Source organism: Paraburkholderia sp. BR14374 (assembly GCF_040948685.1).
Lineage (GTDB): Bacteria > Pseudomonadota > Gammaproteobacteria > Burkholderiales > Burkholderiaceae > Paraburkholderia > Paraburkholderia youngii.
The window spans coordinates 24,907-47,691 of record NZ_JBFPKF010000016.1; the positions used below are offsets into that span (position 1 = coordinate 24,907).

At 63.9% G+C, this 22,785-nt stretch carries 15 protein-coding genes; 9 read left to right on the forward strand and 6 right to left on the reverse strand.

The window, feature by feature from the left end:
- Positions 1-143: 143 nt before the first annotated feature.
- The 4 genes from AB3X86_RS28285 to AB3X86_RS28300 all read left to right on the forward strand — a co-directional run bounded on the left by AB3X86_RS28285 (position 144) and on the right by AB3X86_RS28300 (position 7,646).
- Complete coding sequence (locus AB3X86_RS28285; protein WP_368598564.1) at positions 144-1,514, forward strand: FAD-binding oxidoreductase; 1,371 nt, start codon at positions 144-146, stop codon at positions 1,512-1,514.
- Between the two features lie 332 nt (positions 1,515-1,846).
- Positions 1,847-5,470, forward strand: coding sequence for an adenylate/guanylate cyclase domain-containing protein (locus AB3X86_RS28290; RefSeq protein WP_368598565.1), 3,624 nt, complete (start codon positions 1,847-1,849; stop codon positions 5,468-5,470).
- Between the two features lie 57 nt (positions 5,471-5,527).
- Positions 5,528-5,785 (forward strand): DUF4242 domain-containing protein, encoded by a 258-nt coding sequence (locus tag AB3X86_RS28295; protein ID WP_368598566.1) that lies wholly within the window; start codon positions 5,528-5,530, stop codon positions 5,783-5,785.
- Positions 5,786-6,644: 859 nt separating this feature from the next.
- Complete coding sequence (locus AB3X86_RS28300) at positions 6,645-7,646, forward strand: DnaJ C-terminal domain-containing protein (RefSeq protein ID WP_368598567.1); 1,002 nt, start codon at positions 6,645-6,647, stop codon at positions 7,644-7,646.
- Positions 7,647-7,729: 83 nt separating this feature from the next.
- Here AB3X86_RS28300 and AB3X86_RS28305 read toward each other — a convergent pair whose 3' ends face one another.
- The 3 genes from AB3X86_RS28305 to AB3X86_RS28315 are packed head-to-tail and all read right to left on the reverse strand — an operon-like array spanning position 7,730 to position 11,761.
- Positions 7,730-9,034: a cytochrome c gene (locus AB3X86_RS28305; RefSeq protein ID WP_368598568.1), complete on the reverse strand. Its 1,305-nt coding sequence runs from the start codon at positions 9,032-9,034 to the stop codon at positions 7,730-7,732.
- A gap of 17 nt (positions 9,035-9,051) precedes the next feature.
- Positions 9,052-11,304, reverse strand: a complete 2,253-nt coding sequence (locus AB3X86_RS28310; RefSeq protein ID WP_368598569.1) for a molybdopterin cofactor-binding domain-containing protein — start codon at positions 11,302-11,304, stop codon at positions 9,052-9,054.
- A gap of 1 nt (position 11,305) precedes the next feature.
- Entirely contained in the window at positions 11,306-11,761 is a 456-nt protein-coding gene (locus tag AB3X86_RS28315; protein WP_368598570.1) for a (2Fe-2S)-binding protein, read from the reverse strand.
- A gap of 349 nt (positions 11,762-12,110) precedes the next feature.
- Between AB3X86_RS28315 and AB3X86_RS28320 the strand changes: the two genes are divergently transcribed.
- Entirely contained in the window at positions 12,111-12,509 is a 399-nt protein-coding gene (locus tag AB3X86_RS28320) for a hypothetical protein (RefSeq protein WP_176123102.1), read from the forward strand.
- Between the two features lie 251 nt (positions 12,510-12,760).
- On the opposite strand, the gene AB3X86_RS28325 is transcribed toward AB3X86_RS28320, so the two are convergent.
- A complete protein-coding gene (locus AB3X86_RS28325) occupies positions 12,761-13,708 on the reverse strand; it encodes a peptidoglycan DD-metalloendopeptidase family protein (RefSeq protein WP_368598571.1) in 948 nt (315 codons plus the stop codon).
- 426 nt (positions 13,709-14,134) lie between these two features.
- Positions 14,135-15,313 (reverse strand): porin, encoded by a 1,179-nt coding sequence (locus AB3X86_RS28330; RefSeq protein ID WP_176368831.1) that lies wholly within the window; start codon positions 15,311-15,313, stop codon positions 14,135-14,137.
- 527 nt (positions 15,314-15,840) lie between these two features.
- On the opposite strand from AB3X86_RS28330, the gene AB3X86_RS28335 reads away from it, so the two are divergent.
- Both AB3X86_RS28335 and AB3X86_RS28340 read left to right on the forward strand, forming a co-directional pair.
- On the forward strand, positions 15,841-16,953 hold the full coding sequence (locus tag AB3X86_RS28335) for an OpgC domain-containing protein (RefSeq protein ID WP_368598572.1): 1,113 nt from the start codon (positions 15,841-15,843) through the stop codon (positions 16,951-16,953).
- A gap of 122 nt (positions 16,954-17,075) precedes the next feature.
- Entirely contained in the window at positions 17,076-17,948 is an 873-nt protein-coding gene (locus tag AB3X86_RS28340; protein ID WP_368598573.1) for an alpha/beta hydrolase, read from the forward strand.
- A gap of 7 nt (positions 17,949-17,955) precedes the next feature.
- Here AB3X86_RS28340 and AB3X86_RS28345 read toward each other — a convergent pair whose 3' ends face one another.
- Positions 17,956-19,050 carry an AI-2E family transporter gene (locus AB3X86_RS28345; RefSeq protein WP_368598574.1) on the reverse strand — a complete coding sequence of 365 codons (1,095 nt, stop codon included), beginning with the start codon at positions 19,048-19,050 and terminating at the stop codon, positions 17,956-17,958.
- Between the two features lie 345 nt (positions 19,051-19,395).
- Here AB3X86_RS28345 and AB3X86_RS28350 point away from each other — a divergent pair, with 345 nt between their 5' ends.
- The gene (locus AB3X86_RS28350; RefSeq protein WP_013091570.1) at positions 19,396-19,683 is read left to right on the forward strand and encodes a DUF3331 domain-containing protein; all 288 of its coding nucleotides are present in this window, start codon (positions 19,396-19,398) and stop codon (positions 19,681-19,683) included.
- A gap of 272 nt (positions 19,684-19,955) precedes the next feature.
- Positions 19,956-22,541: an adenosylcobalamin-dependent ribonucleoside-diphosphate reductase gene (locus AB3X86_RS28355; RefSeq protein ID WP_368598575.1), complete on the forward strand. Its 2,586-nt coding sequence runs from the start codon at positions 19,956-19,958 to the stop codon at positions 22,539-22,541.
- Positions 22,542-22,785 lie beyond the last annotated feature (244 nt).

The following is a 22,785-nucleotide window of genomic DNA, read 5'->3' on the forward strand; positions in this document are numbered from 1 at the left end:
GGCAACGGGATAGGTGCGAGATGCCGATTTGATCCCGCGCGCCAGACGTCGTCCCTGTCGACAGGTCAGCGCGAGGCTTCTTGATACGGCGGCGCGTCGTCGCGCTGGCGCGCGATGAATTAACTGTTCAAGGAGGTAGCGTTATGAGCGAGTTCGCGATTCGGGAATTCCGAGGAAGGCTAATCGGTCCGTCAGACGAGGACTACGATGACGCGCGAGCGCTGTATAACGGCATGATCGATAAGCGGCCCAAGGTGATTGCGCGCTGCACCGATGCCGCCGATGTCATAGCGGCGGTCAACTGCGCGCGCGATAACAAATTGCTTCTCGCAATCCGCGGAGGCGGACACAACGGCCCCGGTTTGGGTAGTTGCGAGGGTGGATTGGTCATCGACCTGTCGCAGATGCGCAGCGTGCGTGTCGACCCCGCCAGCCGAACCGTGCGCGTCGATCCGGGCTGCACTGCCGCCGATGTGGATCACGCGACCCACGCATTTGGCCTCGCCGTACCGCTGGGCATTGTCGGGAGCACGGGCGTCGCAGGTCTGACTCTGGGCGGAGGAACCGGCTACCTCACGCGCAAGCACGGCCTCACGATTGATAATTTGCTGGAGGTGGATGTAGTTCTGGCCGACGGTTCTTTCGTCACCGCCAACAAGGACGAGCACGTTGACCTCTTCTGGGCGGTGCGCGGTGGCGGCGGTAACTTCGGCGTTGTCACAAGTTTTCTATTTCAGGCCCACCCGGCCAAAATGGTGTTCGCTGGGCCGATCTTCTGGGACGCCAGGGAAGCCAGGCAAGTTGTGGCGATGTACCGCGACTTCATCGCACACGCCCCGGAAGAACTTGGCCTGTTTGTCGGCCTCAAAACCGTGCCCCCGACCGATCCCTTCCCCAGCGAGCACTGGAACAAGCGCGCCTGTGCTCTCATCGGTGCTTTCAACGGGCCGATCGAAGAGGGCGAGAAGGTCATGGCCTCGCTGCTCGAGAAACTCCCCGCCCCGCTGTTCAACTGGATGGGCGAGATGCCGTGGACCGCCATCAACAGTCTGTTCGACCCTTTCTTTCCTAAAGGCTTGCAGTGGTACTGGAAGGGTGACTTTGTCAAGGCGCTGCCTGACGAGGCGATCGACGTGCACATCGCCAACGCGCTCGAGGCGCCCACCCCTTTTTGCCTGATGCACCTTTATCCCATAGACGGCGCCGTTCGGCGGGTCGGCAAGGACGCCACGCCGTGGAGCGCACGGGACGCGTCCTTTTCGATGGTAATTGCCGCGATCAGCCCAGATCCCAAGGACGCCGATGCACTCAAGACCTGGGGCCGTACCTACTGGCAGGCTGTCCACCGGTTCAATCTGGAAGGCGCCTACGTCAACTTCATGGACGCCGACGAGGCCGAGAACCGAGTCGAACTGAGCTACGGCGAGAACTATGCGCGCCTTGCCTCGATCAAGGCGAAGTACGATCCCAATAACCTGTTTCAGGTCAACCAGAACATTAAGCCGAAAGCGTGAACCTACGCGAGCAGGAAGTCGGTCGCGAACTGGACGGGCCGAATAGACCGATGAATGACCGAGCAACTGGAGGGGCGGCTCCTCAGCGGTCACGGAAGGCGAGGAGCCTGACTAGTCAAGTCACCATGCGGTGCAATGTTCACTGCGCCTACTTAACAAGCTCCGGTTTCTAATCCGAACCGACGCTTGAATGGCTGCGCTGCAGCGTGACCGGAAGTAGTCCCATGCACGTGCCTGACTGGACACGCGCCGTCACGAGGCGCGAAGACGCCTGGACAAGTTGCGCTGGCACACCGATGATAATGTTGGATGGGTACTTCAGAGATCCAGCAATGACCGACGATCTGACGACATGGTTAGCGCAGATTGGCCTCGGCGCGCACGCTGCGAACTTCACCTCGCAAGGGATCGACTGGGATGTGCTCGGCGATCTTTCTGAGGGTGACCTGAAAGAACTCGGCCTTACGCTTGGCGACCGCAAGCGGCTCGCAAAAGGACTTGCGGCGCTGAACGAAGTCCACCCACATTCGCTTGAGCGGGGGGCGGAACGCGGGGACTTACCATCGTCGCCTGGATCCGGAGCCATCGACGCCGAGAGGCGGCAAATCACAGTGATGTTCGTCGACCTCATCGATTCGACAGCGCTAGCGGAGCGATTCGATCCAGAGGATATGCGACGTCTGCTGGGGGTCTACCATCAAGCCTGTGCGTGTGCGATCGAAGCTCATGAAGGCCGTATCGCGCTTTATATCGGCGATGGCCTGCTCGTCTATTTCGGCTATCCGAATGCGCACGAAGACGATGCCGTGCGTGCTGTACTCGCGGCGCTCGCAGCCATAGCGGCGCTTCGCGAGGCAAACGATCTCATCGAATCTGAGTACGGCGTGCGCCTGCATGTGCGGATCGGGATCGAAACGGGACTTGTCGTCGCCGGCGCCATTGGCGCTGGATCTTCGCTGGATCACCAGGCAATCGTCGGAGAGGCGCCAATCATCGCTGCAAGGCTGCAGTCGCTCGCTCCGCCCGACGCGGTCGTCGTGGGTCCGGCCGCCCAACATCTGATCGAAGGGTCATTCAAGCTTGAAGACCTTGGCCGGCGCGAACTGAAAGGGGTCACTAATCCGGTCAGGGTCCAACGTGTGCTGGCGCAAGCGGACATGATCGACCGCTTCGAAATCAGAGCCGTCCATGGGGTGACGCCGCTCATTGGTCGGGCTGCGGAACTCGAGATGATCTGGCGGCGCTGGAAGCAAAGCGTCGATGGCGAAATGCGCTGCGTGCTGCTGACCGGCGAGCCAGGAATCGGAAAATCTCGTGTGGTGCGCGCGCTCTGCGACGGCATCAGTGACGACTCGCATGTGATCGTTTCGCTTCACTGTTCCTCGTACTATCGCAACAGCCCATTTTGGCCGGTACAGCGCTGGCTACAGCGAACTCTTGGCGTCGGGGCCGGCACGTCAGATGCGTCGGATACTGAACGGATAGAGGCCGGAATCGCAAGACTTGGAGTCGATGTCGACGAGGCACTCCTGGTCCTTACAAACTTGCTTGGTATTCCGACAGGCGCGCGCCATCCGGCAATTGACACATCTTCTCCCTCCTTCAAGCGCCGGACGCTGGACGTGCTGGTGGCCGTGCTCGAAACGATGACGCGCGTTCAGCCGGTGCTTTTCGTTGTCGAAGACGCGCACTGGATCGATCCGTCATCCCTCGAGTTCGTTCGGCTCGTGGTTGAACGGCTGCTGTCCGCCCGGTTAATGGTACTTATCACGGCGCGGCCCGAGTTTGAACCAGAGTGGACTTACCCTCATCTCGTACAACTCAATCTCGATCGGTTATCGCGCCGCGATTGCGTTGCGATGGTCGAGCGGCTGACGGGTGGCAAGCGGCTGCCGGATATCATGCTCGATCAGATCGTCTCCAAGACGGACGGCGTGCCGCTATTTGTCGAGGAACTGACCAAGGCCGTTCTCCAGGGCGATCTGTTGCTGGATGCCGGCGCAAGCTACGAGTTGAAAGGCACGCCGCAGACGATCGCAATTCCGGACACGCTGCAGGGCTCGCTGCTGTCGAGGCTCGACCGACTCGAGCCGGCTGTCAAGGAAACTGCGCAGGTCGCGGCCACCGTGGGACGTGAGTTCGGCAGGACGTTGCTTGGCCTGATTGCTTCGAGGTCAGAGGACGAACTGCAGGAATCGCTCGACCGCCTGATTGCAGCCGAAATCATTGTTCCTGCTTCAGGGAAACTCGGTGAAGGAGACGCCTTTTTGTTCCGGCATGCATTGATCCAGGAGATCGCATACCAATCCCTGCTTGTTGCGCGTCGCCGCCACTTCCACGCGCTAATCGGCGCTGCTCTTGAAAAACATTATCCGGACATCGTCGAGCGGCAACCCGAATTGATCGCTCAGAACTTCGCTGCGGCCGACCTGCCGGATCGCGCGATTGGCTATTGGCAGCGTGCCGGAGAACGGGCGCTTGCGGGTGCCGCCTACGATGAGGCTATCGCCCATGTGCAGCGCGGACTTGAACTGGTCAACCGATGCTCCCACAGCGAGCCGGATCGGGCCACTCACCTGCTGCCTCTGCTGCTGACAAGAGGCAGGGCCGAGTTCAGACTGGCCCAACGCGAGGCGATTGCGACCTTCCGCGAGGCCGCGCGAATTGCGCGCGAACGGAAGCTCACATCGTATCTTGTGCAGGCAGCGTTGGAGTTCGACACCGCCGAGACCTTCCTCGAAGGTTCCGGCGATGCATCGCTTTCGTTGCTGGAAGAGGCCCTCGCCCTGGTCGGCACCGAGGAATCGGTCGAGCGTTGCCGCCTGTTGAGTCGCCTCGTTCGCACCGTTCATATGACGGGTGCGCGCGAGCAAAGTAGTGAATTTGCCCAGGAGGCCGTCGCCCTCGCCAGACGCCTGAACGATCTGCCAAGCCTGTTCGATGCATTGGCGTGCGAGTTGATGCATGTCGGGGCTCTCCCCTTACCTGCGAACAGGTTTCTGGAGCGTGAAAGCGTGTTGCTGGAGTTGAGGCAGATGGCGGAAGATCTCGGCGATGCGCAAACCATCGGTCATGCATGCGCCCGATGTCTTGCCGGCTACCTGGAAATCGGCGACGTGGACGGTTTCGAGAGCGCACTGGAACGGTATCGGCAGATCGCCGCCAGCGGACAGCACTTCGTCGACAAGTGGTGCGTGACGGGGGCGCAGGCGATGCGGGCCATACTCGTCGGTGACTTCGCCGAGGCGGAGCAAAAGACGCGGGACTCGTTGCAGATGGCGCAGAACGCCGACGCGAATCTCGCTACGGGTGTCTACGGCATGCAGATGTTCGCGATACGTCGCGAACAGGGCCGGCTCGCCGAGGTAGCGCCCATATTCAAGCGGTTTGTCGACGAGCATTCCGAGGACGCTACGTGGCGGCCGGGATTCATGTTGATCTGCAGTGATCTCGGCTTCGAGGCGCAGGCCCGCGACAATCTCGTCCGGCTTGCGCAATCCGAATACAGCATCCCCGTGGACAGCAAGCGGCTCGTCACGTTGACATATCTGGCGGAGGTTGCTGCCCGCCTGCGGGACGTCGAACATGCCAAAGACATTTATGCCCTTCTTCTGCCGTTCCAGGATCAGGTCGTCACGGTTCCAGTCTTTACGCTCTGCTGCGGCTCTGCGGCACGGTTTCTTGGCATATTGGCCCATGCTTTGGGCGACTGGTCAGCCGCCGAACAGCACTTCGAATACGCGCTGCGCATGGACGAGCGCTTGCGAGCGTGGCCCTGGCTCGCGCACAGCCGGCACGACTACGCGCTCATGCTGGCGGCACGCAATGGCATTAGAGATAGGGCACGTGCGCAGGATCTGCTCTCGATGGCAGCCGCCGCAGCCAAAAAACTAAAGATGTTCGCACTCGTCGAGCGTATTGGTGGCGCGCCGGCAAGAACAGGGCTCAGAAGTTAGCACAGGCTATCGCACAGTTTGTCGGGCAATGTGCAGTCGCTACTCAAGGAGAATCATATGCCGCGGTTTATGATTGAACGTAATTTTGCAGAACAACTCGAGGTCACCGGCGAAAGTGCTGCAACCGTGAAGAGAATCAACGACGAGGAAGGCGTCGAGTGGCTCTTTTCGTTTCTCAGCGCAGACAAGAAGAAGACTTATTGCCTGTATGAGGCGCCCAGCGCCGACGCCATCCGCGCCGCAGCACGCCGGGCCAATCTGCCGGCCGATGTGATCATCGAGGTAAGCGACTTGCGGCCGGAAATGTTTAGCTAGGAGAAGGGGAGCGGCTGCATCGTCTAATGGCTGAGAGCCCCTATGCAACGGCAGGATTGTCGCGAACGTCATCGGACAGCGGCGGCAACGAGGAATAGACGCATTCGAGGCCGCCCGGCTGCGGCCCGTCCCTTAGCCATAACTCGCATATGCTCAAAGCGAGGACAGGGTAGAGCCGTTGAGGACGCAATGCGGAAAGGATGTCATCAGGCTGAAGGCGGCAATGGGTCGTTCGTGTGAGTTCGCTGTTGCGGACAGCTGCCGCGTGGCCGCTCGATGCCTCCACCGTCGGCAAGCGGCCAACTTGCTGACATACAACCCAGCCCCCTTTAATGTCGGCAATGGCCGATTATGCAAAGTTGATGATCATGGAAAGTAGCCAGGCCAGTTCGCGATAAAACCTTGGAATTCCGGGGCTCGGCGACGGACAGAGCTACGGCGCACTCAACATAATTTCAGCGCTGATTTGGGTAACGGATCCACCGCAGGGGACTGTTAGCCACGGTGCGTATTGCCTTTCCATAATCATCAACTTTGCATAATCGGTCTTAGTGAAGCTTCACATAAGGCCGACGACTTGCCGGCCGATACGCCGCGCGAATGGCCGTTCCAGTTTTCAACCGGCCATAGGCCTCGCGTTGGATCAAAAGGTAGTTGTGGGTCGTCCTGAGCCACATATACATGCCCTCGCCCACTGCTTTCCGACGCCCTGCCGTCTCCCCTGCGCAACGAAACTCATCCGGCATCGGCAATCCACTGCCACGCCGATGAGCTCCATTGGAAGTTTCGAGGTCAACTGACAGCCGTTTCGCTTTGTCTTGATAGAGTTACGCCTTCTAAAAGAACGACGGAGCAGTGTGTGAGCGTCGATGAATATTACAGACGGCTGAACCTGCCGTGCAATGCGTCACCGTCAGACATCAAGCGCGCATACCGGCGGCTAAGAGCTCAGTACCATCCGGACCGCAACAAGGGGCGGGAATCGATGGTCGAGCCGGTGTTCAAGCGCATTCAGGAAGCATTTGAAATCCTGACCGGTGAGCGCAGCTCGCCCGTGCGAAGCTCGATGGGGACGTCGGCTCAGGATCACGACAAGGAAGCTCGCTCTCGCGCGCGCCATAACGCGCCGCCGATGCGTGGCGCGAACTGCCTGATCGAACTCTTCGTGCCGCTCGAAGCCGCTATCTATGGCGGCGACATCGAAGCGAGCTATCCTGTGAAGGGTCCGTGCCAGCAATGTCAGGAAAGGGGCTCTCCGTGCATGAGCTGCCACGGCAGCGGCCTGTCGGCCGCCAGCTCGCGCTGCCTCGACTGCGACGGCACCGGGCGCCCGCCAACCAGTGAGACGTGCCCGACATGTCTCGGCATGGGTAGCAGGACCTACCGGAAATCCGAGGTGGTGAAGGTTCCGCGGGGCGCCTGGGATGGCCAGCGTCTTGTCGTCGAAGGCAGTGGCCATCCCGGGACGAATGGTGGTCCGCCGGGCGACGCCATCTTCTCGGTCGTGATCGTGTGCGATACGGCCTTCCGTCGCAACGGGCTGAATCTCGCGTGCGATATCCATGTTGATTTCGTGACGGCCACGCTCGGCGGCAACTTCGCCGCACAGATCCTCGGCCACACCCTCCAGCTGGAGATTCCACCGAATGCGAACGCGGGCACCACGATCCGCTTGCCTGGGCATGGGCTCACGAACCATAGCGGCTCGCGCGGGGACCTGACGTTACATCTGGTTCTCGCGATGCCGTCCGCTGCGTCACATCTGAGCGACAACGAGCGACAAACGCTACGTGAGATGTTTGAGGATGCGGAGCGTCGAGCAATGCGTGCCGTTCCAGCGCTCTCGCAACACAAATCATAAAGCCGTGCTCTTGAGCAAACTGGCAAGCCTGCGCTGCAGGGGTTGCCACTTTTGCGCTCCGTTCCGCCGCGCTCACCTCTCGATCACCGCCCCGCCTGCGTCGATTGCCGCAACTTCGCCACCTCCGCCGCCCCAACCGCCGGCGCGCCGTTGTTCCAGCCCGCGCGCACGAAGCTCAGCACGTCGGCGATCTGCTTATCGTCGAGCACCGCAGCGAAGCCGGGCATCGGGAACGGCGACGGCACGCCGTTGATCACGAGATCGCCGGTGCCGTTCAGCGTCACGTTGATCAGCGACGATGCGTCCTTCGCGAGCACGTTCGGATTGCCGGCGAGCGGCGCGAGCATCGGCGCGAAGCCGCGTCCGTCGACACCGTGGCAATGCATGCAAAACGCGGTATAGACGCGCGCGCCGGCATCGTTCGCGGGGCGATCGAGCGACACCTTCGTCGCCTGCGGATCGTACGTATAGGCCGCCGCGCCGTTGCCGCCAACCGGCGGCAGCGACTTCAGATACGCCGACATCGCCGCGATGTCCTGATCGCTCAGCGCTTGCGTGCTGTTGTTGATCACGCTCGTCATCGCGCCGAACGCCGACGCATGGCGATTCGCGCCGGTCTTCAGGAACGTGCGCAGATCCTCGTCGCTCCAGCGGCCGAGCCCGCTATTGTGCTCGCCGGTCAGGTTCGACGCGAACCAGCCGTCGAGCAGCGCGCCGCTCAGGAACGCGCTGCCGCTTTCGTCGAGCGCGCTTTCCTGGAAACCAACGCCGCGCGGCGTGTGACACGACCCGCAATGTCCGAGCCCTTGCACCAGATACGCGCCCCGATTCCACGCGACGTCCTTGCCCGGCTTGTCGCGATACGCGCCCTTCTGTAAAAACGCCATATTCCAGAACATCAGCGGCCAGCGCATGTTCAGCGGCCACTTGATGTCAGACTCGCGATTCGCCTGCTGCACAGGCGCAACACCGTGCATGAAGAACGCGTACAGCGCCTTCACGTCGTCGTCGTTGACCTTCGCGTAGGACGGGTACGGCATCGCCGGATACAGGTTGTGCCCGTCTTTCGCGACACCCTCGCGCAGCGCCCGCGCGAAGTCCGCTTCCGTGTAGCCGCCGATGCCGGTCTGCGCATCGGGCGTGATGTTGGTCACGTAGATGCGGCCCATCGGCGTGTTCATCGGCAGACCGCCGGCGAACGGCTTGCCTTTCGGCGCGGTGTGGCAAGCCGCGCAATCGCCGAGTTGAGCGAGATAGGCGCCGCGTGGCACGAGCGCTTGATCGGCTGCGCCGGCAACCGCCGGAGTCGCGGCACCAGCAGGCGCTTGCGCGAGCAACGGCAAGGCGACGCACAGCGCCGCGCCAAGACCCTTCAGCATGTTTTTCATGTCGGGCTCCTTGCGCGTTACGCGCTGTGCAGTTGACGGCCAACCGGCAACTGCCGCAGCCGCGTGCCGGTCGCCGCATAGATCGCATTGGTCAGCGCGGGCGCGAGCGCCGCGGTGCCCGGTTCGCCGATGCCGCCGGGCGCCTCGCCGCTCTTCACGAGATGCACGTCGATCGGCGGCGTCTCGTTGATGCGCAAAATCCGGTAGTCGGTGAAGTTGTTCTGCTCGACGCGGCCGTCCTTGATCGTGACCTCGCTGTACAGCGCCGCCGTGATGCCGAAGATGATGCCGCCCTGCACCTGCGCCTCGATCGTGTTCGGATTCACGTACATCCCGCAATCGACCGCGCAGTTCACGCGCTTGACCGTCACCTCGCCCTGCTCGACCGCGACCTCGACGACGATCGCGAAGAAGCTGCCGAACGCGTGCATCACCGAGATGCCGCGCCCTTGCCCCTTCGGCAGCGCGCTGCCCCAGTTGCCGGCCTGCGCGGCCACGTTCAGAACGTTCAGCGCGCGCGGCGATTTGCCGAGCAGATCGCGCCGGTACTGCACCGGATCGATCTTCGCGTGCGCGGCGAGCTCGTCGATGAAGCTCTCGACGACGAACGTGCCGCGCGTCGGCCCGACGCCGCGCCAGAACGCGGTGGGCACCGCGTGCGGTTCCACGCGCACGTAGTCGACCAGCTGGTTCGGCAGGTCGTACGGCAGATCGGCGGCGACTTCCACCGCGTCGGGATCGAGCCCGTTCTTGAACGCGGGTGGCGCGAAGCGCGCCATGATCGACGAACCGGCAATGCGATGCTGCCACGCGATCGGTTTGCCATTCGCGTCGAGCCCGGCCGAGATCGTGTCGTAGTAGTACGGCCGGTACATGTCGTGCTGGATGTCTTCCTCGCGCGTCCACAGCACCTTGACCGGCGTCGACACCTGCTTGCCGACCTTCACGGCCTGCGTGACCATGTCGGTTTCGAGCCGCCGTCCGAAGCCGCCGCCGAGCAGATGGTTGTGCACGATGATCTTGTCGGCAGGCAAGCCCGTGACCGCGGCCGCCGCATCGACGACGCGCGTCGGCACCTGCGAGCCGAGCCAGATTTCGCACGCGTCGCCGCGCACGTGGACCGTGGCGTTGACCGGCTCCATCGTCGCGTGCGCGAGGAACGGCTGCTGGTAGACCGCGTCGACGCGCGACTTCGCATTGCCGAACGCGCGGCCGACGTCGCCGTCCTTGCGCGCCACCGCGCCGCCGTGTTGCGAGGCCGCCGCGAGATCGTCGACGATGCGCTTCATCGATACCTGCGCGCCCGCGCCTTCGTTCCAGTTGATATCGAGCGCCTGCAAACCGCGCTTCGCGGCCCAGGTATGGTCACCGATCACCGCGACCGCGTTGTCGAGCTTGATCACTTCGCGCACGCCGGGAATCTGCTTCGCATGCGCAGCGTCGACGCTCGCGAGCGTGCCGCCGAATACCGGGCAGTTCGCGATCGCCGCGTAGACCATGCCGGGCAAGCGCACGTCGAGGCCGAACTGCGCGGTGCCGTCGACTTTCTCCGGCGAATCGAGACGCTTCGCTGGCGTGCCGATCAGCTTGAAATCCTTCGGGTCTTTCAACGGCACGTTCTGCGGCGCGGGAAGCGCCGACGCCGCCTGCGCGAGCAGACCATAGCTCGCGCTGCGATTGCTGGCCGCGTGGACCACCTGCCCGGCCTGTGCATGGCAACTGGCCGGATCGACCTGCCACTGCTGCGCGGCCGCGTTGATCAGCATCATGCGCGCAGTCGCGCCGGCGCGGCGCATCGGCTCCCACGCGAAGCGGATCGACGTCGAGCCGCCGGTCAACTGGCCGCCGAGCAGCGGGTCCATGAAGAGCTTTTCGTTGGGCGGCGCGTGATCGAGCGTGACCGAGTCGAGTGGGACTTCGAGTTCTTCGGCGATCAGCATCGGAATCGACGTATAGACGCCCTGACCCATCTCGACCTTCGGTATGACCAGCGTGACCTTGCCGGCGGTGTCGATCTGGATGAACGCGTTCGGCGCGAACACGCCGCTTTGCGGCGCCTCGTTCGCATCGCCGCCGATCACGCTCTTGCCCGCCTTCTGATCCTGGCTCGCGGCCGGCATGCTGAAGCCGAGCAGCAGACCGCCGCCAGCCGCGGCGCCGACCGTCACGCCGAATTTGAGGAACGTGCGCCGCGAGATGCCGTGCGCATGCCGCGCGTTGGTATCGGTCGGCTGCGCGCCGTTCTGTGCATCGAGCAATCCCTGGGACATGTCAGGCCCCCTTCGCGGCTTGCTTGATAGCCGCGCGCACGCGGTGATAGGTGCCGCAGCGGCAAATGTTGCCCGCCATCGCGGCGTCGATGTCCGCGTCGCTCGGATTGGGATTGCGCGCGAGCAGCGACGCCGCCGACATCACCTGCCCGGACTGACAGTAGCCGCACTGCACGACGTCGAGTTCACGCCAGGCCTGCTGCACTTTCTGGCCCGTGGGCGTGGCGCCGACCGCTTCGATCGTGACGATCTTGCGGTCGCCGACCGCCGCCGCCGGGAACACGCACGAACGCACCGCGACGCCATCGAGATGCACGGTGCATGCGCCGCATTGCGCGATGCCGCAGCCGAACTTGGTGCCGGTCAGCCCGACGAGATCGCGCAGCACCCACAGCAGGGGCATGTCGGGCGGGGCATCGACGGTATGGGTTTCGCCGTTGATATTGAGCGTTGTCATGAGCGGCTCCGGTGGGATGTTGTCGTGGTCACGCGGTTTAGATCGCGACACCGCACCAGAGCGCGAACATGCGCCGTTTTGTTCGGCATGTCGCGCTAATCCGCGATGAAAAGCGGCCTGTGATCGAGCGGGTGTCGACAGAAAACCGGCCGATTGTAGTCGTGTCGAAAGAACTACGCTTTGGCGGTGCCAGGCGGCACATCGCATGCTATGCGGGGTGGATCGCATGTGCCGGCTGGGGCGATGCGTTACCATCGATGGATCGATCCGTCGCGCGACCCGCTGCATCGCACCGAGTGGTGTTGCGACGCGCGATTCCGTCGTGTCACCTCAGCCGCTGGAGCCGCCGATGAACGACCCGCAATGCATTCAATTCCTCACGGATGTTCGCCGACCATTGCTTGCGCTGCACAAGGCGATTCTCGATCACGAACGCGCCGTATACGAAAAGGAGTTCGGCCCGGTGACGCCGGCGGCATTCCTGCAGGTGCTGATCAACGGTTCGGGGTTTCGCTGGCTGACGCCGCTTTCAACGGTGATCGCGAGCGTCGATGAGACTCTCGACGACGCGGAGGCCGAGGCCGGCGACCGTCTCGCGACGGCCGAGGCCGTGATCGGACTGTTCTCGCCCGAGCAACCGAACAACCACTTCCTGCCGCGTTATCTGCCGCTGTTGCAGGCCGATCCGGCGATCCTGCATTACCACGGCGAGGTATCGCGTTTACTGCGCGCCGTGCAAACGACCTAACGGCGATTCGCGCGGAGCTCGGCGGCGGCGCGTGCGCTGCTTGCCGGCTCCTGCATTTCCTCACCGTTGACAAGCGGCCGCGCGTCGGTGCGGCATCGTCGATGGCCGGTACTTTTGCGTAAATTGAGCGAAATGCTCTGACGCGAAGGTACTTTGGCAACGATTTATCGACCGCCTGGAAGGCGCGGCCGAGCAGATTACCTGGGTTAGCTGAATAAATTCAAGGTGAGCTTTTGCGGGAACGCCGAAGCTCAACTGCGCCCCTGCGGCAGGTAACGCAGCGGATCGACCGGCTTGCCGTCGTGCCGCACTTCGAACCCGACCGACACACGCGAGTTGTTCTCGTCGCCCATCTCCGCGATCTGCTGCCCTTTGTGGACGATGTCGCCCATCTTCACCAGCAGCTTGCGGTTGTGCGAATACGCGGTCAGAAAATCCTTGTTGTGTTCGACGATGATCAGGCTGCCGTAGCTGTTCAGTCCGGTGCCCGCGTACATCACCTTGCCGTCGGCGGCGGCTCGCACCGGATCGCCCGCTTTGCCGCCGATCTCGATGCCGCGTGTTTCGCCTGGCTGAAACGCTTCGACGACGCTGCCCGCGGCAGGCCACGCGAGCGTCACGCTGCTCGCATGCCGGCGCGTTTCCCGCGTGACCTGGCGGACTTCCGCGGCATCCGGAGCGGGTGCGGCGGACTGCGTCGAAGCCTGCGCCGACGTTGGCGCTGTCGCTAGTGAATCACTCGGCGCCGCGGATCGCGCCGCCGCCTTCGCGGCGGCCGCCGCATTGGCCGCCTTCACCGCGCGCACCGTCTCCGGCGACGCGACGTGCAGCACCTGCCCCGGCTTCAGCCGCGCCGACGCCTTCAGCCCGTTCCATGCCTGCAATTGCTTGACGCTGATGTGGTGACGCTGCGCGACCTGCGCGAGCGTGTCGCCGCGCCTGACCCGATACACGAGCGGCGGCGACTTTTTCAGCGACGTGTTATCGCTGGCATCGATCGACAGCGGCGCGGCTGCCGCCGCATCGCCGGACGCTGTTCCCGTCGCATTCGTCGCCGGCACGCCGGACGCTGCGTTGGTGCTGTTTGCCACTTCGTTCTGCGCATTCGGCTGCCCGACGTTCGCGCAACCGCTGACGGCCAGCGCGACCCATAAGCCGGCGAGACCGGCCAAGATCGTTCTGTCGAAACGCTTTCTCATTCTGTCCGACTCCTGCTGTATAGATGCGCAAGCCGGATACGCCGCTGCCGCTGACAAGGCGCGCGATCTTCGGCCGCGCGGCCTTCCCGACGACACGGCGAAGCTGCCTCGAAGGGCGCTCACCCCGTGCCTGCTTGCCGATCAAATTTCTGGCGGAATTCTAAGGTGCCGTTTAATAAAAACGCGCCGCGCCACACACTCTGATACAGACGTTACGAGCCGTATTTCCGCGTTACGACGGCACGTGTTTGGGCACATCAACGACGCACACATCGCCGCTTCGCCGCGGCGCGTTCAGACTCGTTGACCTTCGGCTTATCGGCAGATGCGGGGGGAACTTGAATAGTCATCGGTCGAGGCGGAGAGCACAAAAAACCAGCCTTCGAAATTCGAAGGCTGGCCGATCCGCGTTCGACGGGCAGCGAACTAGAACTTATGCCGGATCGCCGCGCGCACGACGACCTGCTTCGACGTCGACGACGGCGACTGCGTGCCGGGGATGAATGCGAAGTCGAGGATCGACAGCGTGGAATCGCCGGCGACCTGTTGATAGGCGCCCTGCAGATAGAGGTCGGTGCGCTTGGACAGGTTGTAGTCGGCCATCAGCCCGAACGTGTGGATGCGCGGCTTCACGCCGCCGTTCGATGCGTCGTAGGTTTCCATCGTGTACACGTACTGCGCGCCGACGAACAGCACCGGCGAAATCTGGTACTTGCCGTTGATCTCGAAGTTCTGATACTTGAGCGAGTTCAGCAGCACGCCCGGCGGCGTGACGGGCACGAGCGGCACGAGCGGCTCGATGCCGAGATAACCGTTTGCGGTCGGCTCCAGATAGTTCGAGTTGCTGTAGACGAAGCCCGCCGTCGCCGGTCCGAACGTATAGGTGATGCCGCCGCCGAACACGCGCATGCGCGTCGCGACGAAGCCGGCGTCGTTCGTGGCGACCGCGCCGTTCGCACTGCCGCCAGGATTGTTGGCCTGCAGATAGGCCGCCGCGACCAGCAGCCCGCCATATGTGTACTGGCCGCCGAAACTGTACGCGCGATTGTTGGCGAAGCTCGTGTCGTTGCTGAAGCTGTACGTGCCGCCGAACTGGAAGCCCGAGATCGACGGGCTCGTGTACTTGACGGTGTTGTTCAGGCGGAACGTGTTGTCGGTGTTGTCGTTGTCGTACGGATGCGAGAACAGCTGACCGCCCCAATTGCCGTTGGCCGTGGTCTGCGCCAGATAGTCGACGACCGAATCGTATTGTCGGCCAAACGTTAGGGTGCCGTACGCCTGCGAGCTGAGTCCGACGAAAGCCTGGCGGCCGAACAGGCGGCCGCCCTGCCCGAGCCGCCCGGAATTCAGATCGAAACCATTCTCGAGCTGGAAGATCGCCTTCAGTCCACCACCGAGATCCTCGGCGCCCTTCAGGCCCCAGCGGCTCCCCTGTGCAAGGCCGCTGGCGAGTTCATAAACATGGCCGTGGCCGACATTGTTCGTGTAGTTGATGCCTTCGTCGATCACGCCATACAGCGTGACGCTAGTCTGCGCGACGGCAGGCACGGCAAGAACGGAAGACGCAGCAACGGAGACAGCCAGCGCGAACACTTGCTTGTTCATGATGATCTCCCTGCACCTCGAGTGATAGGACAACTCGATCCGGCCGCTTTGTTCTCTTTGCTTTTTATTCTCATCACTTTCCCAGCAGTTCTGAGGACTGCTCCAATGGCTGCGCTTTCCAGAAATCCTCACACGACATCGTCCGGCCGTCCATGAGTGGATGCGCCAAGCAGCGGGAATGTTGCTAATTCTCCACTGCGCGTTGTTTCCTCTTTTTTCGTAAGGTCGGTTCAGGTAAACGGCAGCCGCGGCTGCCGGTCTCGCTGCGTGATTGTCATGAAAAGAAATATAATCCCCTGCCTCTGCTGCCATGCAACGGAACTCGATGCCGCAGCGAAGGTCATCTTTACAGCCCGCTGACCCGCCGCCTAGAAATGGCGGCCCAAGTCGGCGACGCGGACCACAGGCGACGCCAACCCGGATCGCCTTCCCGCCGCAGCACCCAATCCCATATTAGAAAGCCTTGTGAGACGCCCGCCGCGCTGGATCAGCGCGCCGTCGCACGGGGCTGCTTTTGACTCGAACAAATGCCTGACAAGCCCTCCTCCCGCCTGATCGAACTGGACTTTTTCCGCGGACTGGTTCTGCTGATCATCGTGGTCGATCACATCGGCGGCAGCATTCTGTCGCGCGTGACGCTGCATGCGTACGCGCTGTGCGATGCCGCCGAAGTGTTCGTGTTCCTCGGCGGCTTCGCGACCGCCACCGCCTATGCGACGCTCGCCGAGCGGCGCAACGAGACGGTCGCGCGCGGCCGCTTCGTGCGCCGCTCGTTCGAGATCTATCGCGCGTTTCTCATCACCGCCGGGCTGATGCTGCTGGTCAGCGCGGTGCTCACCGCATTCAGCATCGACGGGCCGAATCTCGCCACGACCGATCTCGACGACCTGATCGACACGCCGCTCGCCGCACTGCGCGACATCGTGCTGCTGCGCCGCCAGCCGTACCTCGCGTCGGTGCTGCCGATGTACGCTTTCTTCGCGCTGCTGGTTCCCGCAATCCTGCCGCTCGCGCGCAGCAAGCCGTGGCTGCTGGTCGCCGGCAGCGTCGCGCTGTGGGCCGGCGCGCCGGCGATCAACAAGTACCTGCCCGCCGCGCCCGACATGCACTGGGACTTCAACCCGTTCGCGTGGCAACTGTTGTTCGTGCTCGGCGTGCTCGCGCGCTGCCAGCCGGTGTATCAGCGAACCCGCGCGCATCGGTCCGGCTGGCTCGTCAGCGTGCTGGCGTTCGCGGTGGTCGTGGGCGCCGCCTACTACAAGCTGGTTTTGCTGCACGCGCCCCTTCCCGGAAGCCTCAAGCAGAATCTGTCCTATCTGCGCGCGGGCAACTTCCTCGCGATCGCGTGGCTCGTCGCCAATCTGATCGAGCTCGGCTGGGCGAAGAAGGTCGCGGGGCGGCTGCCGTGGGTCGGCTTGATCGGCCGTCAGGGCTTGCTGTGCTTCATTGCCGGCGCGGTGATTTCGCTGGTGATCGACTCGGTGCTCTACGCGGCGACCGATGGTTACCTGAACTATCCGCTCGGACTGCTCGCCGATGCGGCCGCGGTCGGCGCGCTGTTTGCCGTCGCGCTGGGCGTGGAGCCGCTGAAGCGCTTCGTCGCGCGGTTCGTTGACGGGCGGCTGCGGACCTCGGGCTGAAGAACCTTGCGCGCATAAAGCGCCGTCCGCCTGTCCGCCACTTCCCATCTCAAATCTGGCGCCAATGCTGATAGGATGACGGCCGCGCGCGAATCCCGCGCCAGCCGGCCCTCCTCACTGACATGCGTCGATTCCTCTGTTTCGCCCTCGCACTGCTTGCCTCCGCCGTCGGCGCGCCCGCGTTCGCGAGCACGGTCGCGAGCCGCAGCTTCCATTCCGATGCGCTCGGCCGCGACTGGAACTACACGATCTACCTGCCAGCCGGCTATCGCGCGGACGGTCCGCGCCTGCCGGTGCTCTACCTGCTGCACGGCAATAACGGCGATGCCAACGACTGGCTCGCGCAAGGTCATCTGCAGAGTGCCGCCGACACGCTGATCGAGCGCAAGGAGATTGCACCGGTCGTGATCGTGATGCCGCAAGGCGGCACGGACTGGTACGTCGACCGCAAGGAAAAGATGGAGAGCGCGTTCTTCGGCGATCTGCTGCCCGAGATCGAAACGCACTACGCGGTCGCGACGCAGCGCGGCGGGCGGATGATCGGCGGTGTATCGATGGGCGGCTTTGGCGCGCTGCGCTACGCGCTGACGCAGCCAGAGATGTTTTGCGGCGCGCTGCTGCTGAGTCCCGCGATCTACGCGAACGAGCCGCCGCGCGCGTCGGCGGCGCGGCGAGTCGGCGTGTTCGGCGAGCACCAGTTCGATCCGCGCATCTGGCACGAGCTCAACTATCCGGCGCAGTGGGACCGCTATATGAGCCAGCCGTATCGTCTGCCGATGTTCATCGCATCCGGCGACGACGACCTCGACATCCAGGCCGACGCGTCGCTGCTGTACACCCGTCTGCGGCTCGCGGGCAATCCGGCGGCGCTGCGGATCATCGACGGCGGCCACACGTGGGACGTGTGGAGCGCGCTATTGCCAGCCGCGCTCAAATACACGCTCGGCTGCGTGAAGCCGCCGGCGCTGGAGCATCCGTCGAATCAGCGGCCCTGAGCCGGCGCTACTCCACGAGATCGGTCCACAGCACCATCAGCACCGTCATCAACGCGGGGCCGATGAAAATCCCCAGCAGCCCGAACGTCTCGGCGCCGCCGAGAATGCCGAACAGCACGAGCAGAAACGGCAGGCGCGTCGAGTTGCCGATCAGCACCGGCCGCACGAAGTGCTCGGCGACGAACACGACGACGGAGCCGAATATCAGCAGCCCGGCCGCTGCGACCATCGAGCCCTGCACGAGCAGCCACAGCGCCGCGAGACCGAACACGATCGGCGCGCAGAACGGCAGCATCGCGGCAATCGCCGTCACGAAGCCGAGCAGCGCCGCATGCGGCACGCCGGTCACGAAGTACGCGACGCCAAGCAGCAGGCCCTCGCCGACGCCGACCACGATCAAGCCCGACACGGTGGCGCGCACCGCGGTCCCCATATGCGCAACGAGGTCCGCGCCGCTATCGCCGAAACCGCGTCGCGCGGCCTTCAGCAACGAGCCAGACAGCCGTGGCCCCGCCTGAAAAATCACGAACAGCGTGACCAGCATGAACGCGAACACCATTGCCGCATGCGCGGCGCGGGCGCCGAAATGCCGGCCGAGCGTCATCACCGTTTCGCTGTGCAAGCCTTTCATCGCCGCCGAGTCGCGCAGCGGCTGAGCAAGATTGGCCTGCCACCACGAGCTGATCTGCTGCACGCCGAACGGCAGACGGTTGATGAAGTCCGGCAGCGGGATGCCGTTCTCCTGCGCGCTGCGGAACCACTCGTTCAGTTCATGCGCCTCGCGCAGCGCCTGCGCGATGCCGAGCCCGACCGGCAGCAGCACGAGCACGGCAATCGCCAGCGTGAAGACGGTCGCGAGCAGGGTCGTGCGCCCCCTGAACCAGCGGCTCCCCGCCACCTTGTGCAGCAGCGGCCACAGCGCAATCGCGACGACCGCGGCCCACGCCACCACCACGATGAAATCGCGCACCACCCACAATGCGAGCAGCACGAGCCCGATATAGAGCACGACCGACGCGGCCCTCTGCTTTTTCTGGCGCTCGACGGCGACGGACGGCGTTTCGGGAGAGTTGGGCGGGACGGCGGGAGGGCGTGGAATCATGTGAACTCTGGTGTTTTTTGAACAGTGTGCGCGCGAGCCGACCTGAAAAATTCAAACCCGCTACACTGACGGCTCAGTTCGCCGCCCGACACTCAACATCTTAAAGGAAGCGTTGCCGCCCTTTTCCCGGCCGCCCTTCCTCGTCGCGCCATAGGCAACACAGCGTTGCAAAAATGTGCATGATTAAAAAATCACATAAAAAATGCTTGCAACGCCCGTCATTTCAGCAAGTCGCAAATGTCAAGTGTGATTATTGCTAATTTCGGAACGGTGTTTCAACGATGACACAATGGCTATCCGGCGCCCGCGGGACTAAATTCGGCACTCCACAATACGGAGTCGATGATGACCCTGGAGTCCATCCCCCTCGACGGTAGCAATGGCGTACGCATCGAAATTCTCGAGAGTTCCGACACGACGTTGGTGATCCGCTGGGTCGAGCCGGGCCGCTGCCACTACGGTGAACAGCGCTGGCGCCGCCGCTCGGCGCATTCGTCCGGCACCTGCGCGGTGTCGCGCCGCAAGATCCGCCGCGGTGACCCGGTGTTCAAGCCGGCCGAGCGCCCGGCGCCATCGAATGCGTCCGCGATGATCTGCGCGGAAATTCTTGAACCGCTGCTCGAAGCAGCCTGACGCACGGAGCGTTCCCGGGTAGCGCGGCCGGAGCGCGAGTTTCAACCCCGTCTGTCTCCCTACCGCCCATGCGCCCCTAACGACCGTGCGCCCGGCCGCCGCGGCATCGCATGATCCGCCGCCGCGCTGCCCCGCTCACGGTTGCCGCCCCGCGCCTCGTGCGTTAAGGTGGATTCGTTGCGCCCGCCCGGCCGCCGGCTCGCTATCCGGCGCCGGCTGCGCGCCTTCCACCACCGCGCCGCGCCCGCCGCGACGCCGTTTGAGGGCCGATCATGGCAGAAGACACGCCGCAAACCCGCGCGGCCACCGCCGCTTCCACGCCTCCCGCTTCCTCCGCTCCACCCGCTTCGCTGATCCCGCCACAGCAGTTCTCGCTCGACGTGCTGCTCGAAAAGTATGCGAAGGGCGACGAGCAATCCGCCGACGACGTGTATCGCCGCGTCGCGCGCGGCGTCGCCGAGGCCGAGCCGCCCGAGTTGCGCGCGTCGGTCGAGGAACAGTTCGTCGACAATATGCGCCACGGCGCGCTCGGCGCGGGCCGCATCATGAGCGCGGCGGGCAGCGGCATCGCCGCGACGCTGATCAACTGCTTCGTGCAGCCGGTCGGCGATTCGATTCAGGGCGTCGATGAACAGGGTTTGCCGGGCATCTACGTCGCGCTGCTGCAGGCGGCCGAAACGATGCGCCGCGGCGGCGGCGTCGGCTACAACTTCTCCGCGATCCGGCCGAAGGGCGCGCGGGTTCACACGACCAGCTCGGCCGCCTCGGGTCCGTGCAGCTACATGGACGTGTTCGACGCATCGTGCCGCACCGTCGAAAGCGCGGGCTCGCGGCGCGGCGCGCAGATGGCGGTGCTCGACTGCAACCATCCGGACCTGCTCGAATTCATCGAGGCCAAGCATTCGAAGGGGCGCTGGAACAACTTCAACGTGTCGGTCGGCGTCACCGACGAATTCATGCGCGCGGTCGAGAACGACGAGCCGTGGCAACTGGTCCATCGCGCCGAGCCGTCGCCGGCGCTGCGCGCGGCCGGCGACGTGCGGCAGCGCGATGACGGCCTGTGGGTCTATAGCGAACGTCCAGCGCGCGCGATCTGGGACCGCATCATGCGCTCGACGTACGACGTCGCCGAGCCCGGCATCGTGTTCATCTCGCGGATGAACGAGGACAACAATCTGCGCGCGGTCGAAACGATCCGCGCGACCAATCCGTGCGGCGAGCAGCCGCTGCCCGCCTACGGCTGCTGCAACCTCGGACCGCTCAATCTGACGCGCTTCGTCGTCGATCCGTTCGCGCAGATGCAGGGGCGCCAGCCATCGTTCGACTGGGACGGCCTCGCGCGCCGCACCCGCACGCAGGTGCGCTTTCTCGACGACGTGCTCGACGTCACGCTGTGGCCGCTGCCCGAGCAATACGCCGAATCGCGCGCGAAGCGGCGCATCGGCGTCGGCTTCACCGGCCTCGGCGATACGCTGGTGATGATGGGCCTGCGCTACAACTCGCAGGAAGGCCGCGATTTCGCGGTACGCATCGCGCGGTTGATGCGCGACGAAGCGTATCGCGCGTCGGTCGAACTCGCGAAGGAGCGCGGCGCGTTCGAGCTGTTCGACGCCGCGCGCTATCTGGAAGCCGGCACCTTCGCATCGCGTCTGCCCGACGACATCAAACAGGCGATCCGCCGCGACGGCATCCGCAACAGCCATCTGCTGTCGATCGCGCCGACCGGCACCGTGAGCCTCGCGTTCGCGGACAACGCGTCGAACGGCATCGAGCCGGCGTTCTCGTGGACCTATACGCGCATGAAGGTGATGGCCGACGGCGGCCGCGAATCGTTCGACGTCGAGGACTACGCATACCGGCTTTATCGCGAGCTCGGCGGCGATGTGACCAGCCTGCCCGACTATTTCGTCAGCGCGCTGCAGATGTCCGCGCGCGACCATCTCGACATGATGGCGGCCGTGCAGCCGTACGTCGACACATCGATCTCGAAGACCGTCAACGTGCCCGCCGACTATCCGTTCGACGCGTTCGAAAGCCTCTACTTCGATGCATGGAAAAACGGGCTGAAGGGCCTTGCCACCTATCGCCCGAACGACACGCTCGGCGCGGTGCTGAGCGTGTCGTCCGCGCAGGCCGACGACACGCTCGCCGAAATGGATCAGGACCCGCTGCGTATCGCGATCGATCATCGGCCCAGGGGCGAATTGCCGGCGATCATCGAGAAGGTCGAGTATCTGACGCAGGCGGGCAAGAAGTCGCTGTATGTCGCGGTGTCGTTCATCGAGGTGACGGGGCGGCTCGGCGGCGAGGACGTGACGATCGAGCGGCCGATCGAGTTCTTCATTCCGGTCGGTCAGCGCGACGAGTCGCAGCAATGGATCACCGCGACGATGCGTTCGCTGTCGCTGGCCGCGCGCGGCGGCTTCGTCGCGCGCAATCTGCAGGACATGCGCAAGGTGTCGTGGGATCGCGGCCAGGTGCGGCTTGGCGACGTGCAGCGGCTCGACGGTCATCGCGCACCGCGCTGGCACGATTCCGAAGTGGCGGCGCTCGCGTTCGCGATCCAGCAGATCCTCTATCGGCGCGGCTTTCTCGACGCCGAGGGCAATCAGGTCGCATCGCGAATGCTTGCGCGTTTGCCGCGCGGGCAAATGAAAACCGATCTGGCGCTGTCCGCCGATTTCGGCCTGCGTCCGAATCCAGCGGATAGCGCCGACGCGTTGCTGCAGCCGAACGGCACGCAAGGGCTGCACACGATGCTCGGACGCAAATGCGCTTCGTGTGGCGCGAATGCGGTGATTCGCAAGGATGGCTGCGATTTTTGTACCGCGTGCGGGGAGGTGGGGGCGTGCGGGTAGTGTGAGGTTGGGAGCGAGCGGCGTGGATGTGAGTACCCCATAAGGTCGCAAAGCGACCGTGGCAACTAATCTAGGCCGCGAGGTCCGAAAAGGTCGCATTCAGCCGCCGCGTCGACCCGGGCTAAAACGATGCGACTGCTGTTCCCCTCGCCGAGATGAATGCAGGATTTTGGCTCGACGACGTGCAGGATAGTTGCCCTGCCGCATCGGGCCGCGTTGTACGATGGATTCGGCAGCAAGCTCT

Excerpts from the sequence above, each read along its gene's own strand:
- AB3X86_RS28285 (WP_368598564.1), top strand. The coding sequence starts at position 144 with ATGAGCGAGTTCGCGATTCGGGAATTCCGAGGAAGGCTAATCGGTCCG.
- AB3X86_RS28290 (WP_368598565.1), top strand. The coding sequence starts at position 1,847 with ATGACCGACGATCTGACGACATGGTTAGCGCAGATTGGCCTCGGCGCG.
- AB3X86_RS28295 (WP_368598566.1), top strand. The coding sequence starts at position 5,528 with ATGCCGCGGTTTATGATTGAACGTAATTTTGCAGAACAACTCGAGGTC.
- AB3X86_RS28305 (WP_368598568.1), bottom strand. The coding sequence starts at position 9,034 with ATGAAAAACATGCTGAAGGGTCTTGGCGCGGCGCTGTGCGTCGCCTTG.
- AB3X86_RS28310 (WP_368598569.1), bottom strand. The coding sequence starts at position 11,304 with ATGTCCCAGGGATTGCTCGATGCACAGAACGGCGCGCAGCCGACCGAT.
- AB3X86_RS28315 (WP_368598570.1), bottom strand. The coding sequence starts at position 11,761 with ATGACAACGCTCAATATCAACGGCGAAACCCATACCGTCGATGCCCCG.
- AB3X86_RS28320 (WP_176123102.1), top strand. The coding sequence starts at position 12,111 with ATGAACGACCCGCAATGCATTCAATTCCTCACGGATGTTCGCCGACCA.
- AB3X86_RS28325 (WP_368598571.1), bottom strand. The coding sequence starts at position 13,708 with ATGAGAAAGCGTTTCGACAGAACGATCTTGGCCGGTCTCGCCGGCTTA.
- AB3X86_RS28330 (WP_176368831.1), bottom strand. The coding sequence starts at position 15,313 with ATGAACAAGCAAGTGTTCGCGCTGGCTGTCTCCGTTGCTGCGTCTTCC.
- AB3X86_RS28335 (WP_368598572.1), top strand. The coding sequence starts at position 15,841 with ATGCCTGACAAGCCCTCCTCCCGCCTGATCGAACTGGACTTTTTCCGC.
- AB3X86_RS28340 (WP_368598573.1), top strand. The coding sequence starts at position 17,076 with ATGCGTCGATTCCTCTGTTTCGCCCTCGCACTGCTTGCCTCCGCCGTC.
- AB3X86_RS28345 (WP_368598574.1), bottom strand. The coding sequence starts at position 19,050 with ATGATTCCACGCCCTCCCGCCGTCCCGCCCAACTCTCCCGAAACGCCG.
- AB3X86_RS28350 (WP_013091570.1), top strand. The coding sequence starts at position 19,396 with ATGACCCTGGAGTCCATCCCCCTCGACGGTAGCAATGGCGTACGCATC.
- AB3X86_RS28355 (WP_368598575.1), top strand. The coding sequence starts at position 19,956 with ATGGCAGAAGACACGCCGCAAACCCGCGCGGCCACCGCCGCTTCCACG.